This window comes from Kitasatospora sp. NPDC001159 (genome assembly GCF_053598235.1).
In genome coordinates, this window is sequence record NZ_JBSFJV010000043.1 from 24,888 (window position 1) to 42,643 (window position 17,756).

Below are 17,756 nucleotides of genomic sequence, written 5' to 3' on the forward strand. Positions count from 1 at the left end.
GGTCCCGTGTTTCCCGTTTCGTTCGCCCAGCGGCGGCTGTGGTTCCTCAACCAGATGGGCGAGACCGGCTCGGCGTACAACTGCCCGCTGGCCACCCGCCTGCACGGCCCGCTCGACGTGGCCGCCCTCGGCGCGGCCCTCGGCGATCTCGCCGCCCGGCACGACACGCTGCGCACCGTGTTCCCCGAGGTGGAGGGAGAGCCGGTACAGCAGGTCTCCGACCGCCTCCCGCACCTCACGGTCACCCGGACCACGGAGGCCGGCCTCGCGCCCGCCCTCGCCCGGGAGGCCGGGCACGTTTTCGACCTCACCACCGAACTCCCGCTTCGAGCGGAGCTGTTCGAGCTGGGCGGGGACCAGTGGGTGCTGCTGCTGGTGGTGCACCACATCGCCACGGACGGCTGGTCGTGGGGGCCGCTGCTGGGCGACCTGACGGCCGCTTACGCGGCCCGGCGCGAGGGCCGGGCGCCCGACTTCGAACCGCTGCCGGTGCAGTACACCGACTACACGCTGTGGCAGCGGCAGGTCCTGGGGGAGGAGGACGCCCCCGACAGCCTGATCGCCGGCCAACTTGACTTCTGGAAGCAGGAGTTGGCCGGATCCCCGGAAGAGCTCGCGCTGCCCCACGACCGCCCCCGCCCGGCCGTGGCGAGCTTCACCGGCGGCTCGGTCCCCGTCACCCTGCCCGCCGACCTCCACGCCCGGCTGCTCGACCTGGCCCGGGAAAGCGGCTGCACCCTGTTCATGGTGCTCCAGGCGGGCCTGGCCGTCCTCCTGTCCCGCCTCGGCGCGGGCACCGACATCCCCGTCGGCACCGTGGTCGCGGGCCGCTCGGACGAGGCACTCGACGACCTCGTCGGCTTCTTCGTCAACACCCTCGTGCTGCGCACCGACATATCCGGCGACCCCACCTTCACCGAACTCCTCCACCGCGTACGCGAGGCCGACCTCGCCGCCTACGAGAACCAGGACGTCCCCTTCGAGCGGGTCGTCGGTGCCGTCAACCCCGAACGCTCCCTCGCCCGCCACCCGCTCTTCCAGGTGATGATGACGCTGGAGAGCGGACACGGCCCGGCGTTCACCCTGCCCGGCACGCGCTGCGCCGAGCAACCGGTCGGCTGGGACATCGCCAAGTTCGACCTGACGGTGGACTTCCACGAGCGGACGGGCAGCGACGGCACCCCGGCCGGGGCCACCGGAGCACTGGAGTACGCGACGGACCTCTTCGACCGCGAGACGGCCACGGACCTGGCGGCCGGCATCGCCCGCGCACTGGAGCGCCTGGCCGCCGACCCCGGCGTGCCGCTCTCCCACGTCGACCCCCTCTCCGCCGAACAGCGCGAGAAGGTCCTGATCCACTGGAACGACACCGCGGTCCCCGTCCCGCCGCAGACCCTCCCGGAGCTGTTCGAGGCGCAGGCCGCCCGCACCCCCGACGCAACCGCCCTGGTCTTCCAGGACACGGCCCTGAGCTTCGCCGAACTCGACGCACGCGCCAACACCCTGGCGCACCGCCTCGCCGACCACGGGGTCGGCCCCGAGCACCTCGTCGCCCTGGCCCTGCCCCGCTCCGCCGTCTCGGTGATCGCACTCCTCGCCGTGCTCAAGGCCGGCGCCGCTTTCGTCCCGGTCGACACCGACTACCCGCCCGAGCGCATCGCCCGCCTGCTGCGCACCACGACCACCGTCGTCACGGACCTCGCCACCACGGCGACCCTCCCCGACACCGGCGCCGCCCACGTCCTCGCCGACGCCCCCGGCCACTTCCCGGACACACCCCTCGGTCGCGAGTTCCACCCCCACAGCGCCGCCTACGTCATCCACACCTCCGGATCCACCGGCGAACCCAAGGGCGTGGTGATCGACCACGCCGGACTGCGCAACCTGTACGCCTTCCACCGAGCCGGCGTCATCTCCCGCGCGCAGGAGATCGGCAACGGCCGCAGGATGCGCATGGCACTCACCGCCGCGCTCTCCTTCGACACCTCCTGGGAGGGCCTGCTCTGGATGGTCGCGGGCCACGAACTCCACCTGATCGACGACGACACCCGCCGCGACGCCGCCGCCCTGGTCCGGCACATCGCCCGCTCAGGCATCGACGCCCTCGACGTCACCCCGACCTACGCCGAGCAACTGGTCGAGGAGGGACTGCTGGACGACCCCGCGCACCGACCCCAGGTGCTGCTGCTGGGCGGCGAAGCGGCGGGCGCAGCCCTGTGGACCCGGGTCCGCGAGGCCGACGGGATGCTGTGCCACAACCTCTACGGCCCCACCGAGTGCAGCGTCGACACCCTGTGGTGGGATGCGGCCCACAGCGAGCAGCCGCTGGTGGGACGCCCGATCGCCAACACCCGCGCCTACGTGCTCGACGACCGGCTGCGCCCCGTCGCCCCCGGCGTACCCGGCGAGCTGTACCTGGCCGGCCCGAGCCTGGCCCGCGGCTACCTCAACCGCCCCTCGCTCACCGCGGGGCGCTTCGTCGCCTGCCCCTTCGAGGCCGGCGGCCGCATGTACCGTACGGGTGACCTGGTCCGCTGGGACCGCGAGGGCCGCCTCGAATACCTGGGACGCGCGGACGACCAGGTCAAGATCCGGGGCTTCCGGATCGAACCCGGCGAGGTGGAGGCCGCGCTGCGCGGCTGCCCCGAGGTGGCCCAGGCCGCGGTGATCGCCCGGGACACGGGCCCCGGCGGCAAGCGCCTGGTGGCGTACGTGACCGCGGCCGCGGGCCGCACCGTGGAGGCCGGCGCCCTGCGCAAGCGGCTCGCCGCCGGCCTGCCCGACCACCTGGTCCCCTCGGCCGTCGTGGCCCTGGAGACGCTCCCGATGAACCGCAACGGGAAGCTGGACCGCGCCGCGCTGCCCGCACCGGACTTCACCGCGCAGACCTCCTCCCGGGCGCCGCGCGGCCCCCGCGAGGAGATCCTCGCGGAACTCTTCGCGCAGGTGCTCGGCCTGTCCGCCATCGGCGCCGACGACGGCTTCTTCGACCTCGGCGGACACTCCCTGCTGGCCACCCGCCTGCTCTCCCGCATCCGTGCGACCCTCGGCGGCGACCTCGGTATCCGGGACCTCTTCCAGCACCCCACCGTGGCCGGGCTCGCCGCCCGCCTCGGTGACCTCGACGGCCCGGGCCACGCCCGCCCGGCCCTGACCCCGGCCCCGGACCGCCCGGACACCCTGCCCCTGTCGCCCGCCCAGCGCCGCCTGTGGTTCCTGAGCCGCGCGGGCCAGGGCACCGGCTACCACTGCCCGTTCGCCCTGCGGCTGCGCGGCCGGCTGGACACCGACGCGCTGTCCTGGGCCCTCGCCGACGTCATCGCCCGCCACGAAGGACTGCGGACGGTGTTCCCGGAACAGGACGGCGAGCCCTACCAGCAGGTGCTGCCGGCCGACGTCGCGGTGCCCCTCGACGTCGTGCCGTGCGGCCCCGAGGGCACCGCCGAGGCCCTCGACGCCCTGGTGGCCCGTCCCTTCGACCTGGCCGCGCGCCCGCCCGTGCGCGCGGCGCTCCTGGCCGTCGGCGCGGACGAGTGGGTGCTGGTGCTGGTGGTCCACCACATCGCACTCGACGGCTGGTCCTGGGGGCCGCTCTTCCGCGACGTGGCCGACGCCTACCGGGCCCGGACCGAGGGACACGGCCCCGACTGGGCGCCGCTTCCGGTGCAGTACGCGGACTACACCCTGTGGCAGCGGCAGGTTCTGGGCGAGGAGGACGACCGGGAAAGCCTGATCTCACGCCAGCTCGCCTTCTGGCGCGAGGAGCTGACCGCATCACCGGCGGAACTCGCCCTGCCCTACGACCGGCCCCGTCCGGCGACGGCGACCTTCGCGGGGGGCTCGGTGCCGGTGGAACTGGACGCCGACCTCCACGCCCGCCTGCTGGGCCTGGCCCGGGAACACGGCTGCACCCTGTTCATGGTGTTCCAGGCGGGCCTGGCCGTCCTCCTGTCCCGCCTCGGTGCGGGCACCGACATTCCGATCGGCACTCCGGTCGCCGGCCGCCCGGACGAGGCACTGGACGACCTGGTCGGCTTCTTCGTCAACACCCTGGTCCTGCGCACCGACGTCTCCGGCGATCCCACGTTCGGCGAACTCCTCCACCGCGTACGCGAGGCCGATCTCGCCGCGTACGAGAACCAGGACGTCCCCTTCGAGCGGGTCGTCGAGGCGCTCAACCCCGAACGCTCCCTCGCCCGCCACCCCCTCTTCCAGATCCTGCTCCAGGTGCAGGACGGTGCCGACGCCGCGCTCGAACTCGCCGGACTCGACGTCCGCAGCGAACCCTTCCGCTTCGACGTCGCGCAGTTCGACCTGACCGTCGACGTCCAGGAACGCCGCGCCGCCGACGGCGCCCCCGCCGGGATCGGCGGCTTCCTGGAGTACGCGGCCGAACTGTTCGACCACGCCACGGCCCAGGACATCGCCGCCGCCCTGGAGCGGGTGCTCCGCCTGCTCGCGGCGCAACCCGACCGGCCCGTCGGCGCGGCCGACCCCCTGACGCGGGCCGGCCTGCAGCGCCTGCTGACGGAGTGGAACGACACCGCGCTGCCGGTGCCGCCCGCCACCCTCCCCGAACTGTTCGAGGCCCAGTGCGCCCGCACCCCGCGGGCCACCGCCCTCGTGCACGGCGCCACGAAGATCACCTTCGCCGACCTCGACGCCCGGTCGAACCGCCTGGCCCACCGCCTCGCACGGGCCGGCGCGGGCCCCGAGCAGGTGGTCGCGCTCGCCCTGCCCCGCTCGCCCGCAGCCGTGTGCGCCCTGCTGGCCGTCCTCAGGGCGGGCGCGGCGTTCGTGTTCGTCGACACGGACCACCCCGCCGAGCGGATCGCCCACATCCTGACGGACTGCGCCCCGGCGCTCCTCGTCACCGACCGCGAAACCACCCACCGGCTCCCGCTGGACGCGGTCCCGCACATCCCCCTCCTCCTCACCGACGACCAGAACGCGACCGCGGCCGAGCCCTGCGAGAGCCCCGCCCGCGCGCCCCGTCCCGCCGACGCCGCGTACCTGGTGTACACCTCCGGTTCCACCGGCCGCCCCAAGGGCGTCGTCGTCGACCACGCGGCCCTGCGCAACCTCCATGCCTTCCATCGCACCCACACCATCCCAGTCGCCGAACGAGCCGACGACACAGGGAAGTTGCGCGTGGCACTCACCGCCTCTCTGTCGTTCGACGCCTCCTGGGACGCCCTGATGTGGATGGTCGCCGGGCACGAACTGCACCTCATCGGCGACGACGTCCGACGCGACGCCGCAGCCTTCGTCCGGCACATCGGCGACGCAGCACTCGACGTCGTCGACGTGACCCCCACCCACGCCGCCCAACTGGTGGCGGAAGGCCTGCTCGACGCCCCGCCCCGCATGCTGCTCATCGGCGGCGAAGCAGCCGACGAACAGCTCTGGAGCCGCCTGCGCGCCACGCCGGGAATGCTCTGCCACAACCTCTACGGCCCCACCGAGTGCACGGTCGACGCCCTGTGGTGGGACACCGCCCGCAGCGAACACCCCCTGGTGGGCGGCCCCGTCGCCAACACCCGCGCGTACGTCCTCGACGCGGCGCTTCGCCCGGTGGCGCCGGGCGTGCGGGGCGAGCTGTACCTCGCGGGGGCCGGGCTGGCGCGGGGCTACCACCGCAGGCCGGGGCTGACGGCCCAGCGGTTCGTGGCGTGCCCGTTCGAGGAGGGCGCCCGGATGTACCGCACGGGCGACCTGGTGCGCTGGGACCGTGAAGGGCGGCTGGAGTACCTCGGCCGCACCGACGACCAGGTGAAGATCCGTGGTTTCCGCGTCGAACTCGGTGAGGTCGAGGCGGTGCTCGCAGCAGCCCCGGGCATCGCCCAGGCCGCCGTGACCCTACGGTCCGACGGTCCGGGCGGCGGCAAGCGGCTGGTCGGGTACGTGGTCCCGGGCCAGGACGGTGCCGCGGTGGAGCCCTCCGCGCTGCGCGCCCACGTGGCCGGGGCCCTGCCGGCCCACATGGTCCCGTCCGCGGTCGTCGTGCTCGACGCGTTCCCGCGCACGCCCAACGACAAGCTCGACCGGACGGCGCTGCCCGCACCGGATCCGGCCCACACGGCGGGAGTGGTGCGACGGGCACCCCTGACCCGGCGGGAGGAGGTCCTCGCGGGCCTGTTCGCCGAAGCGCTGGGCCTGCCCCACGACTCCGTCGGCGCCGACGACGGCTTCTTCGACCTCGGCGGCCATTCCCTGCTGGCCGCTCGGCTGATGTCCCGTGTCCGAGAGGCCCTCGGCGAGGACCTGGGTGTCCAGGACCTCTTCGCGGCCCCCACCGTCGCGGGCCTCGCCGCCCGCGTACCGAGCACGGAGCCCGGCGGTACGGACGACGCGCTCGCCCCCCTGGTCACCCTGCGGTCCGGCGCCGACGGCGAGCCCGCCCTGTTCTGCGTCCACCCGGGCGCCGGCACCGGCTGGGTGTACCGGGCCCTCCTCGACCACCTCGACCCGGACCGGCCCGTGCACGCGCTGCAGGCCCGTGGTCTCGGCGAGCCGGGGGCGCGGCCCGCGAGCGTCGCGGAGATGGCCGACGACTACACCACCCTGATCCGCACGGTCCAGCCGAGCGGCCCCTACCACCTCCTGGGCTGGTCGTTCGGCGCGCTGGTCGCCCACGCGGTGGCGGTGCGGCTCCAGGCGGACGGCGAGGACGTGGCGCACCTCGTGCTCCTGGACGGCTACCCGGCCACCGAGACGCAGCCACAGACCGGGACGGCCGCGGCGGACCCCCTGCGGGACCTGCTGGACTCGCTCGGCTACCCGGCACAGGAGCCGTCCTGCGCAACGAGGTTCGCCCCGATGACCCTCGCCGACCTCGTCCGCGCGGCCCGGACGGCGGACGGCCCGCTGGCGGCCTTCGACGAGGGGACCATCGCCGCGCTGGGGGAGGCGTACGTCCATCACGACACGCTGGCCACGGCCCACCGTCCGGGCGTCTTCCGGGGCGACCTCACGCTCGTCGGCGCCGCGCACGAGGCCGACGCACCGGGGCCCGGGACCTGGCAGCCCTACATCTCGGGCCGCGTCGACCACCACGAGGCACCGTGCACGCACGGCGAGATGATGGCCGCGAAACCGGCCTCGCAGATCGCCGCGCTCCTGTGCGAGGGCGTGGTCCGCCGATGAGCACGATGTCCGGCGCCCTGCGCCGGCGCGACTTCCGCCTCCTGTGGGCCGGCGAGTCCGTCAGCCAGTTCGGCAGTGCGACCACCCGCGTGCTCCTGCCGTTGATCGCGGTGAACACACTGGACGCCGGCTCCTTCACCATGGGCCTGCTGGGCGCCGCGGCCTGGGTGCCGTGGCTTCTGCTCGGCCTGCCCGTAGGAGCCTGGACCGACCGGACGAGACGCCGACCGGTGATGATCGTGTGCAACACGGTGTCGGCGGTGCTGATGCTCTCCCTGACGGCGGCGGACTGGCTGGGCCTCCTCACGACCGGTCAACTCCTTCTCGTCGCCCTCCTGTCCGGCACCGCCGACGTGTTCTTCCGTGCGGCCTACAGTGCGTACATCCCCGCCCTCCTGCCGCAGGAGGAACTGGCGGACGGCAACGCCAAGCTGCAGACCAGCGAGTCCGCCGCCGAGGTCGCGGCCCCGGGGGCGGGCGGCGTGCTGGCCCAGACGGCGGACGCGGCCCTGGGTTTCCTCGCCGACGGCCTGAGCTTCCTGATCTCGGCCGTGCTCCTCACCCGGATCCGCGCCCGCGAGAGCCCGCCCGGCCGCGCGGAGCGGGCGGGAGCCGACCGGTCCCTGGCCGCCGAGATCCGGGAGGGCATCGTGTTCCTCGCCCGGGACCCGTTCCTGCGGACGATCCTGGCGTGCGACGCGGCGATGAACCTGTTCCTGGCCGGTGCCCAGTGCCTGGCGATCGTCTTCCTCAGCCGAACGGTCGGCGCCGGCGGCGGCGTCATCGGCGTCCTGATCGCCCTGACCGGCCTCGGCGGCGTCCTGGGCGCAGTGATCTCGCCCCGCCTGGCCCGCCGGTTCGGCACCGCCCGAGCGGTCATCCTCTGCGCCTTCTGCAGCGGCCCGTTCGGACTGCTGATCCCGCTCACCACGGACGGCACGGGCCTGCTGGCCTTCCTGGTCGGAGACTTCTGCCTGATGACCGGGGTCGTCGCCGGAAACGTGATCATCGTGAGCTTCCGCCAGGCCTACTGCCCCCCGGACATGCTCGGCAGGGTCAGCTCCAGCATCCGCTTCGTGATGTACGGGACGATTCCGATCGGCAGCCTCCTCGGTGGAACCCTGGGCACCGTCCTCGGCGACCGGGGCGCCCTGTGGCTCCTGTACACGGGCAACGCGCTCTGCGCCCTGCTCCTTCTCACGGGCCCCCTGCGCACCCGACGGGAGCTGCCGGTGCCGTGAGGTGGAGCGAGGCGCCCTCCGGCCCACGGACCAGGGTCCGACCGGCCCAACAGCCTGAGCCACACGTCAAGCAGGAGAGCCGGATTTCGCCTGTCGGTCCGTTTCCGGATGCTTGACCAGTCCATCACAGCCGCCACCTCGAAGAATGTGCATTCGGCAAACCTGAATGAACTTTGTCACCTCGGGCGCAGAACGACGCCCCCGGTCATCGGATTCGATCACCGGGGGCGCCTCGGCAATCAGCCGACGAACATTTGGGCTTTTCGGGCCGATTCGGCCGCTCAGGCCTTCCTGGCCGCCTTCCGCCGGGCGGCCACCACGATCCCGCCACCGGCCGCGAGCACCACGGCGCCGCCGATCGCCAACGGCATCACCGGGCCGGAACCGGTGTGTGCCAGGCTGCCGTCCGTGCTCGACTGCGCCGACGGGCTGGCCGAGGCGGACGGCGCGGCCGTCGCGGCGGAGGAAGAGGACGACGACGGACTCGGCGACGCACTCGCACTCGCACTCGTGCTCGGCTTGCCGGTGGCCGGAACACTCGGGGTACCGGACGGACTGGTCGGGGAACTCGTCGTCACCGGACCCGTCGGGGTGCCGGTCGGCACCACCGGCGGCACGGTCGACGTACCGGTCGGCGTCGGGACGACAGTGTCCGGCAGGCAGCCGGTGAACGGGTAGTGGTGCGTCTCCGCGCTGCCCTTGCCGGTCAGCGAGGCCGCGATCACCGAGCCGTTGACCGGGCCGCCGCTGCCGAGGTCGAAAGCGGCGTTCGGCGCGAGCACGGTGCCGGCCCAAGCGGCCTGGCTGTTCTTGACCACCTTGGTCGCGGTCGGGAAGTTCCAGAGCAGCTTGGCCCGGATCGCCCCGCCCGCCGCGCTCTGGAGCTTGTCGTCCAGGACGAAGGCCGACTTGCCCTCGTCCCACAGGTGGAAGCTGGTGGTGCCGGCCGCCGCCATGTCGTACGAGCCCCCGGTCACGTTGACCACGGTCACCGCGCCGGCCGGCACCCTGAGGAAGACGTCCTTGGCGCCCTGGAGCGTGGCCGCGTCGATGGTGAAGCTGTTGAACTTCGCGTCGGTGCCGGCCAGCGTCAGCTTGCCGGTGTCGGCCACGACGCTGGTGCCGGCGGTGCGCGGCGCGGCGGCCAGCACGGTCGAGGCGGCGCGCAGCTTGGCGAACTCGGCCTTGAAGTCGATCGGCGAGGCGCCCTGGGTGATGGTGCCGGCGTGGGCCTGGACGACGGCGCCGTCGGCCTTGGAGCCGTAGACGCCGTTGCCCTTCGTCACCTGGGTGTTCTGTCCGGTGATCCGGCCGGCCACCACCAGCGCGTTCCTGCCGGGCAGCGACTCGACCTCGGCGGCAGCAAGCTCCTGGCCGACGGAGAAGCCGCCGGTGAAGTCGGCGTTGCCGCCGACCGCGACGGCACCCTCGGCGTCGGGGGTGTGGGTGTCGTCGCCCTCGATGAACTCGCCGTAGAGGTTGGCGACCCCGAGGCCGTGGCACTCCTGATCGGCACCGACGGCCTGGGCGGCCGGCGCGAGGAGGCCGGCCAGTACGAGCGAGCCGCCGACCGCGAGCGCGGCGGCGGAAGTGAATATGCGCATGTGCAGGATCTCCGCTTATGTGCGGTTGAGGAGTGGGAGCAGCCCGAAAAAGTATGGGGCCAATCTGCACTCTTCCGACCGAACTGGTGAATAGTCAAGACCCAGCCAGGAGGGGCGGCGAACAATAACCGTTCCTTAGTCCTTCCTTAATCCCGGTCGTTTTCCTCCGAATAGGCATCTGGCTGGAGTCGTGTCAGCCGGTGTGCGCGATCCCCGCTTTCCCGGAAGTCACGCCCGGCCCACCGCCCGGAACGCCAGTCGGGCTGCATCCCCGAGGTGCTGCTTCGCCGCGACACAGCCAGGCAAAGTGGGGGAACGTCCCCGGTTTGGTAGGGTCGGACCATCTCCGGGGAGTACTCCCCGTTTTTCAAGGGGGAAAAGCGCATGCCCGCTCCGACGCTTCAGGAACTGTCTCCCTCGGGTCTTGACGTCACCGTCGACCCGTACCCCGTCTACGCAGCGCTCCGCGAGAAAGGGCCGGTTCACCGGGTACTCGTCCCGGGATCCGGCGAGGCGTGGCTGGTCGTCGCCCGTGACGAGGCCCGCGCTGCTCTCACCGATCCCCGGCTGAGCAACGACATCCGGTACTCCTCCTCATGGGCCGACGACGGCGGCCACGCCCTCGGGGTCAACATGCTTCAGAGTGACGCACCTCAGCACACCCGGCTGCGCGGGCTGGTCGCGGGGGAGTTCACGGCCGGCCGGATCCGGGCGCTTCGCCCCCGCATACAGGAGATCGCCGACAGACTGCTCGACGCGCTGTCCGGCGCAGGTTCCGTCGACCTTGTCGCCTCTTATGCGCTGCCGCTGCCGATGACCGTCATCTGCGAACTGCTCGGCGTACCGGCGGCGGACCGCGGCAGCTTCCACGCCTGGTCCACCGAGCTGGTCGCGCCCAGCTCCCCGGAGGCCGCCGGCGCGGCGGTCGGCGCCATGACCGGCCACCTCACAGCTCTCATCGAGGAACGCCGGGCCAGCCCGCGCCGGGACCTGCTCAGCGCGCTCGTCACCCCGCCTGCCGACGGGCTCTCTGCCGAGGAACTGCTCGGGATGGCCTTCCTCCTTCTCGTCGCGGGCCACGAGACCACCGTGAACCTCATCTCGGGTACGGTCCTCTCCCTGCTCGCCCACCCCGAGCAGCTCACCGCCCTGCGCGCCGATCCCGCCCTCATCGACAGCGCGATCGAGGAGACTCTCCGTTACGACGGTCCGGTGGAGTCCGCGGCCTTCCGCTTCGCCACCGAACCGGTACAGATCGGTGACACCACCATCCCGGCAGGTGACAGCGTCCTCGTCTCCCTGGCCGCAGCCTCGCGCGACCCGCGCCACTTCCCCGACCCGGACCGGTTCGACATCTACCGCAAGCCAGGCAGCCACCTCGCGTTCGGCCACGGCATCCACCACTGCCTCGGAGCCCCCCTCGCCCGGGTCGAAGCCGCCATCGCTCTCCGCGTCCTGATGGAGCGTCGCCCCCATCTCGCTCTCGACGCCGACCCGGCAGACCTCGTGTGGCGGCCGAGCACCATGCTGAGGGGGCTGACGAGCCTGCCGGTGCGGTTCCAGGTGTGACAGGCACGCCACTGGTGGAGCAGGAACCAACCAAGGCCTGTCCGGCAAACGATCACCTGGTCGGCAGATGGCATGTTCGCGGCCGAAAGATTGCAGGTCAAATCCCTGGCCATTGACCGATCAGCGGGTCTAGCATTCCCGCCACGGCGGCCCCACCACAGCACCACCGGGCCGCCGAGCAGAGCAGCCGCGCCGCGGCTCGGCGCTGCTGGCCTCCCACCGGCCGGGTCCCGCGGAACACCCCCCTCTTCCCCGGGACCCGGCCGCCTGCGCTCCGTTCCTGGACGCTCGGACACGAGGCGCGGGTCTACGGGGCGGTGTGCCCGCGGCGGCGGGAGCGGGCGGCAGGCCGGCCGCGCCTCGCTGCCGGGGTGCTCGGCCGCCAGCGCCGCCACCTTGCCGACGTCCCGGCCGACCAGTACCGGGTGGAAGCCCCGCTCCCGCAGCTCCGCCACCACGAACCGCCCGGTGTGCCCGTACGCCCCGAACACCGCGACCGTCCGTCCCATGGCCCTGCCTCTTCGGTCCGCCTCGACCACGGTGCCGCGGTCGCCAACACCGTGGCACGCCGCCTGGTGGTGGCGCCGCACCGGGACGGTGGCCAGTCCCAGTTCGTCACCACTCCGGTGCCCGCCCCGGAGAACCACCCGCTCGCCGAACTCTTCCCGTGGGTGCTGGAGCGGCTCGACCAGCCGCTGACGGTGGAGGACCTCGCCCGGCAAGCCCGCATGAGCTCGCGCCACCTGGGCCGGCACTTCCGGGCGGTCACCGGCACCACGCCGCTGCAGTGGCTGCTCATTCAAAGGATCCGCCACGCGCAGGAGTTGCTGGAAACCACGAGCGACGGGATCGAGCGGATCGCCAGCGCGACCTGGATGGGCACCGCCACCACGCTGCGCCGCCACTTCCACCGCACGGTCGGCGTTCCCCCGGACACCTACCGCCGCACGTTCCGCTCCTAGAGGCCCAACGGTCCGCCGATGTCCGCCGCGGCGGGTCGATGTTCGCGATCGAGCCGGGGCAGCGGCAGCTGGGCGCCCTCCTGGAGAAGGGCGCGACCCTGCACACCTACGTGATGCTGTCCCGGCCCCAGGAGTGGTTCGCTGGCACCGACTTCACCGACCCGGCCGCAGCCACCGCCCGGATCGTGCAGGAGTTCGACGGCTGGGCCCCGGAACTCACCGCACTGATCACCGACAGCGACACCACACCGCGGCTGCGCCCCCTCCACGCCCTGCCGACCGGGCCTCGGTGGGACCCAGTGCCCGGCGTCACCCTGGTCGGCCGTTGGCCCGGGACCACGTCGACCTGGTTGTGCCTCTGCTGCCCTCCGGGCCGCTGACCGCTGACGGGACCCGGTGGTGAGCTCCGATCCTCCCCAAGCGCCAATCAGCCCCGCGGGTCACTACTCGAAGAAGTGCTGTACCACCCGCTCGGCCGCCTCGTCCGCGGCCGCGTCAGGCGACAGCTCATCGAGCGTGTCCAGATCGGTGTCCTCGCTGAGTTCGGTCTCCCAGGCCGCGGCCAGTTGCTCCTGCCGCTCGCGGGGCTGCGCCTGCACCTTTTCGCGGCTGGCGGGGCTGAGGGCGGCGAGGAAACGGTGAAGTTCGTCGTCAGCGGGCATGGGGGGCCTTCCCAGGAGCGGGGCTCGTGTTCACATGACACATGTTCACCGGTAGGTATTCCAGGGGATAAGCGCAATGCGCGCAGCGGAGGCGGGAGTCACCCGGGCGCACCCACGTCGCCACCGGGCTTGGCGTCCGGGCCTGCCAGGCCGGCCACCGGGGCGCGTTCGCCACCACCGCTCAGTGGGTCGACCTTCGTATGGTGTGACCGGCCAGGGAGTGTCCCGGGCCGGTGGTTGGGCGTTGGCCGGGGTGTGTCGCTGACTTCCCGGTCCCCACGCCCACGGTTCCAGCGCCAGCGTCTTGAGCGCGTGGTGACGTCCGTGGTGGAGAAGTGTCTGGGCGCTCTGCCTGTCGCTGCCGGGTTTTTGCGTCGGTTGGATGGGGCCGGGGTCGTTGATGAGGTGTCCGGGCGGTACGAGTGCCCACCTGACGCACGGACAGGTCGTCGAGGCGCCCGAGGCCAAGGCCGCACCCCCTCCGGCTACGCGGCCCGTTTCTCCGCCCCCTTCGCGGTGGCCGTCGCCCCGCGGGGCGGGGGCGGACCGGGCGTCGCCCTGGAGGAGTTCACCGACGAGGCCGTGCACGACCCCGCCCTGCTGTCCCTGGCCGCCCGCGTCCACTGCCGCCCCGGCACCCGCGAAACCGCCGCGCCCCCTGGCGGCACACCCTATCCGGCGGCCCCGACACCGCCGGCCCGCCGTGCCCCGGGGCTTCGGCCGCCGGGCCCCGGGAGGCCGGTGAAGTCGGCCTCCCGGGGGCGGTTCTCAGCCCGCGTACGTGCAGAGGTAGAGCTGTTGGCCGATGACGCCGCCGTCATCGGCCCGCCCGCCGCCGGCGGCCGGCGCCGCGGCTGGCGCCGTGCCGAGCACGTCGGTGGTCGGCACCCGGGTGCAGGCGCTCCGCACCCAGGACTGGATCTGCGCCGTCGTCGTCACGCCCGCCGACTCGCCGCCACCGCCGCGCCGATCGGTGCCGAGCAGGACGTAGCGCAACTCGCCCTTCCCGACGAGCTGTTGGAACTCCTCCAGGGTCGGCGAGGGCGCCGATCCGCTGAAGCCGCCCATCGGCAGGACCTCCTCGCTCGTCGCCAGGATGAACGGCGAGGCGGCGCTCCAGCTGGAGGCGGCGAACAGGTAGCGGGTGCCGCCCCGGTGGGCCTGCAGGTAGTCGAACAGGGCCTGCTCGGGCGCCGTCAGGTGCTCCGAGGAGCCGCCGAACCCGCCACCGCCGAACCCGCCACCGCCCCCGCCGTACTGCGCGCGCGGCGCGGCCATGGCGGCAGTGGACCCCTTCGGCGACGCGTGCCGCCCGCCCCCGCCGTGCCCGCCCCCGGAGGGGCCGACGGTGCCCATGCCCGAGTTGCCGTACGCCGAGCTCAGCACCGACGACGCCCAGGCGCCCGGCGCGACCAGCATCGCCGCGACGCCCGCCAGCAGCCCCGCCAGCGCGAACCCCCGCCCGGTGACGCGCTTGAGCGCGACCGCCGCGAGCAGCGCCAGCGCCACGACGCCCAGGCCGATCACGGTCGGCGCCAGCCACGGCAGGAAGGTCGGGAACTCCCGGGCCAGGTAGGCCGACCAGGTGACCGTCCCGGCGGTCGCGGTGGGAAGCGCCCACGCCCGGGCGCCGCCCTCGCGGAAGCCCCGCCACAGCAGGACCGTCCCCGCGCCGCCCAGGACCGCCAGGGGAGCGGCGATCACACCCATGTAGTAGCTGTGGCCGCCGACGCTGCCCGCGCTGAAGACCAGGAAGAACACGCCCAGCCAGGCGCCCCACAGGACGTAGCCGGCCCGCAGCACGTCGGTGCGCGGCTCGCGCCGCCGCCAGGCCAGCCCGCACACCAGCGCGACGGCGGCGAGCGGGTAGAGCCAGCCGGTCTGCGGAGCGAACTGCGAGCCGAACATCTTCGTCCAGCCGCCGTCGTTCCCGCCGCCGCCCTGACCACCCCAGCCACCGGGGCCCTGGCCCTGGGACGAGGCCTGCGCCGGCGAACCCTGAGAGCCCTGAGAGCCCTGCGTGCCCTGACCGCCGTGCGAGCCCTTACCGGCACCCGCACCGCCATCCGCACCGGCCCCGCCGGCGTGGCCCCCGCCCCCGCCGCCGCCCCGGACCGCCTGCACGCTGCCCGTCTGCGCCGCGCTCATCCCCAGCGAGGAGAACCGGTTCAGGAAGTTGTAGCCGACCACCATGCTGAACGCCGAGTTGTCCGTCGTGCCGTCCACGTACGGACGGTCCTGCGCCGGGGTCACCGTGACCGCCAGCATCCACGAGGCCGATACCACCACCGTCACCAGCCCGGCCAGCGCGACGTGCCCGACCCGCCGCCGAAGACTGGTCGGCGCCGCGAGCAGGTACACCGCCGCGAGCGCGGGCAATACCGCCCACGCCTCCAGCATCTTGGTCTGGAACGCCAGCCCCACCCACACCCCGGCCAGCAGCAGTGGACGCAGCCGCGCCGTGTGGGCGGCCCGCTGCGCCGCGTCCGCCGCGAGCAGGAGCAGCAGCGTGAAGGCGGCGTCCTCGACCGCGGTGCGGAACAGCCCCGCGGCCACCGGCGTCAGCGTGAAGGCCGCAGCCGCGAGCAGCCCCGCGTTGGCCCCCGCCCACCGCCGCACCACCCGGTACAGCACCAGGACGGACAGCACGCCCTCGACCACCTGTGGCAGGGTCAGCGCCCACGGATGGAACCCGAAGACGCGCGCCGACAGCGCCTGCGGCCACAGGAAACCGGGCAGCTTGTCCAGCGTGATCGTGCCTGCCGGATCGAACGACCCGAACACGAACGCCTTCCAGCTCTCCGTCATGCTGCGCACGGCGTCGGCGTAGAAGCTGTGGTACTGGCTGTGGTTGATGTTCCACGCGTACAGCACGGCGGCGACGGCCGCGATCCCGAGCAGCACGGGCCGGGCGTAGCCCGGCTGGCCGGCGGGTGACGTCCACGGGGCTCGGCGGCCACGCGGCGGGGGAGAGGGAGTCTCCCCGGGGGCGGTGAGGACATTGATAGCCATGGTCGGCACCTTCGGATGCGTCCATGAGAGATCCCTTGGAAAGCGCCCCGGTTTGGTCATTTTTATACCTATGGCGCACCGATCGGGTGCTCGGCGAGCCGGAGCGCGAGCTGCCCGCCCTGACCGCGACGATGGACGCCGCCGTGGCGGCCGATGTCCTTACGATCTTGACCGCAGGTCCGAGTTCATTCGGTCGAGGCGTCTGCTTCGCCGCGCTCAGTCACTCGGCCTTCGGTCTCACCGAACCTTGTCGGTGCGGTGAACGTCGGGTCGTTGCCGGTCAAGTCGCAGCTGGCCGCCCAGAGACGTGCCGCGGCCGTGGTGTCGGCGAGGTGGTTCCAGAGGGGTTCGATCCTGGGCGTACCGCGCAGCCCGAACGCTCGGGGACTCAACATCTGGCCGCCGCGCACGCTCGGGTCGAGCACGGCCCGGACAGCGGGCCATGCGGCAGCGTCCTTGCCCTGGACGACAAGGCCGAGCGGTAGGCGGCTCAGCCGCTGGCCGGTGGTCCGGACATGGAATGGCGGCCGCGAAGGGGTGAGGGAGTCGAGTGCGCCGCCGGGGTGAACGAGCACGCTCAGCGTCGTGCTGCCGGCGGCACGCAGGCGGCGGTCGAGTTCGAGAGCGAAGAGCATCTGGGCCAGCTTGGAGCGCGCATAGGCGCGCTTGGACTGGTAGTCGTGCGTGCTCTGGAGATCGTCGAGGTCCAGGCGTTCGGACTTGGCGGCGAAGCTGCCGGTGGTGACGATCCGGCTCCCCGGGGTCGCCGTGAGCAGGGGGGACAGGTGGTGGGTCAGCGCGAAGTGCCCCAGGTGGTTGGTCGCGAACATCAGCTCGTGGCCGTCCGGGGTTTCGCGGCGCGGTGGATGGTCGAGCGCCACGCCGGCGTTGTGGACGACCGCGTCGAGGCGGTCCAGCCCGAGCGCGTCCACGGATGCCTTGAGCGAAGCGAGACCGGCCAGGTCCAGAGGAACGTGCTTCACCTTGGCACCGGGCACGCGCGAGCCGATGGAAGCGATCGCGGCTTCGGCCTTCGCCCTGTCTCGGCTACCGAGAACGACCGTGGCCCCGGTGCCGGCCAGCTGCTCGGCGACGAAATACCCGATGCCCGCGTTGCCGCCGGTGACCAGGAAGCTCTTTCCCCGAGCATGAGGCAGCCGGTGAACGTCCCACTGCGGGACCTGGGGTACGGAGGGCATGGCGGGCTCCCGGAAGCTCGGAGTGGTCTCAAGAAGAGCGGGCCCGGACATTCACAGCCGGCCACGCCCAGTCCTTACGGTCCCGGGGGCCACTCACATCCCACCGACAGGTCGCTGTCCCCGCTGACAGCCGACCGACATCGCGCGGGCCCAGCTCGGCAACAGCCGTGGCTTCCCCCCGCCGATCAAGAACAAGCGACAGAAACCCACTGGCCGTCGAGATCATTTGGCAAATGGTCGAGATCGCTTGTCACGGGACAGCCGGCCGGGCTGGGCGCGCAGATCGGCAGCAGCGCCGAGGAGCTGCTCGCGTGCCACCGCTTCGCGCTGACCGGCGACATCCGGGCCATCGAGCGGTTGT

7 protein-coding genes and 3 pseudogenes are annotated in these 17,756 nt (G+C 72.9%); 5 read left to right on the forward strand and 5 right to left on the reverse strand.

The window, feature by feature from the left end; genetic code table 11:
- Positions 1-6 precede the first annotated feature (6 nt).
- Complete coding sequence (locus ACWC9T_RS22265) at positions 7-7,146, forward strand: amino acid adenylation domain-containing protein (protein ID WP_449822787.1); 7,140 nt, start codon at positions 7-9, stop codon at positions 7,144-7,146.
- Entirely contained in the window at positions 7,143-8,387 is a 1,245-nt protein-coding gene (locus ACWC9T_RS22270; RefSeq protein WP_449822788.1) for an MFS transporter, read from the forward strand. The genes ACWC9T_RS22265 and ACWC9T_RS22270 overlap by 4 nt, the downstream gene beginning before the upstream one ends.
- A 281-nt stretch (positions 8,388-8,668) precedes the next feature.
- Here the strand turns inward: ACWC9T_RS22270 and ACWC9T_RS22275 are convergent, their stop codons facing one another.
- The gene (locus ACWC9T_RS22275) at positions 8,669-9,991 is read right to left on the reverse strand and encodes a choice-of-anchor A family protein (protein WP_449822789.1); all 1,323 of its coding nucleotides are present in this window, start codon (positions 9,989-9,991) and stop codon (positions 8,669-8,671) included.
- Positions 9,992-10,375: 384 nt separating this feature from the next.
- On the opposite strand from ACWC9T_RS22275, the gene ACWC9T_RS22280 reads away from it, so the two are divergent.
- The gene (locus tag ACWC9T_RS22280) at positions 10,376-11,560 is read left to right on the forward strand and encodes a cytochrome P450 family protein (protein WP_449822790.1); all 1,185 of its coding nucleotides are present in this window, start codon (positions 10,376-10,378) and stop codon (positions 11,558-11,560) included.
- 347 nt (positions 11,561-11,907) lie between these two features.
- On the opposite strand, the pseudogene ACWC9T_RS22285 reads toward ACWC9T_RS22280, so the two are convergent.
- A pseudogene (locus tag ACWC9T_RS22285) lies at positions 11,908-12,069 on the reverse strand (saccharopine dehydrogenase); the annotation flags it as partial.
- 15 nt (positions 12,070-12,084) lie between these two features.
- On the opposite strand from ACWC9T_RS22285, the pseudogene ACWC9T_RS22290 reads away from it, so the two are divergent.
- Positions 12,085-12,522, forward strand: a pseudogene (locus tag ACWC9T_RS22290) (helix-turn-helix domain-containing protein); the annotation flags it as partial.
- Positions 12,523-12,551: 29 nt separating this feature from the next.
- Positions 12,552-12,845, forward strand: a pseudogene (locus ACWC9T_RS22295) (FAD-dependent monooxygenase); the annotation flags it as partial.
- 120 nt (positions 12,846-12,965) lie between these two features.
- Here ACWC9T_RS22295 and ACWC9T_RS22300 read toward each other — a convergent pair.
- From ACWC9T_RS22300 to ACWC9T_RS22310, 3 genes are all read right to left on the reverse strand, one after another.
- Positions 12,966-13,184 carry a hypothetical protein gene (locus tag ACWC9T_RS22300; RefSeq protein WP_449822791.1) on the reverse strand — a complete coding sequence of 73 codons (219 nt, stop codon included), beginning with the start codon at positions 13,182-13,184 and terminating at the stop codon, positions 12,966-12,968.
- A gap of 768 nt (positions 13,185-13,952) precedes the next feature.
- Positions 13,953-16,196 (reverse strand): ArnT family glycosyltransferase, encoded by a 2,244-nt coding sequence (locus ACWC9T_RS22305; protein WP_449822792.1) that lies wholly within the window; start codon positions 16,194-16,196, stop codon positions 13,953-13,955.
- Positions 16,197-16,381: 185 nt separating this feature from the next.
- Positions 16,382-17,395, reverse strand: coding sequence for an SDR family NAD(P)-dependent oxidoreductase (locus tag ACWC9T_RS22310; RefSeq protein ID WP_449822793.1), 1,014 nt, complete (start codon positions 17,393-17,395; stop codon positions 16,382-16,384).
- Between the last annotated feature and the right edge of the window lie 361 nt (positions 17,396-17,756).

Coding starts and splice junctions, on each gene's coding strand:
- ACWC9T_RS22305 (WP_449822792.1), bottom strand. CDS start 16,196: ATGGCTATCAATGTCCTCACCGCCCCCGGGGAGACTCCCTCTCCCCCG.
- ACWC9T_RS22270 (WP_449822788.1), top strand. CDS start 7,143: ATGAGCACGATGTCCGGCGCCCTGCGCCGGCGCGACTTCCGCCTCCTG.
- ACWC9T_RS22310 (WP_449822793.1), bottom strand. CDS start 17,395: ATGCCCTCCGTACCCCAGGTCCCGCAGTGGGACGTTCACCGGCTGCCT.
- ACWC9T_RS22280 (WP_449822790.1), top strand. CDS start 10,376: ATGCCCGCTCCGACGCTTCAGGAACTGTCTCCCTCGGGTCTTGACGTC.
- ACWC9T_RS22300 (WP_449822791.1), bottom strand. CDS start 13,184: ATGCCCGCTGACGACGAACTTCACCGTTTCCTCGCCGCCCTCAGCCCC.
- ACWC9T_RS22275 (WP_449822789.1), bottom strand. CDS start 9,991: ATGCGCATATTCACTTCCGCCGCCGCGCTCGCGGTCGGCGGCTCGCTC.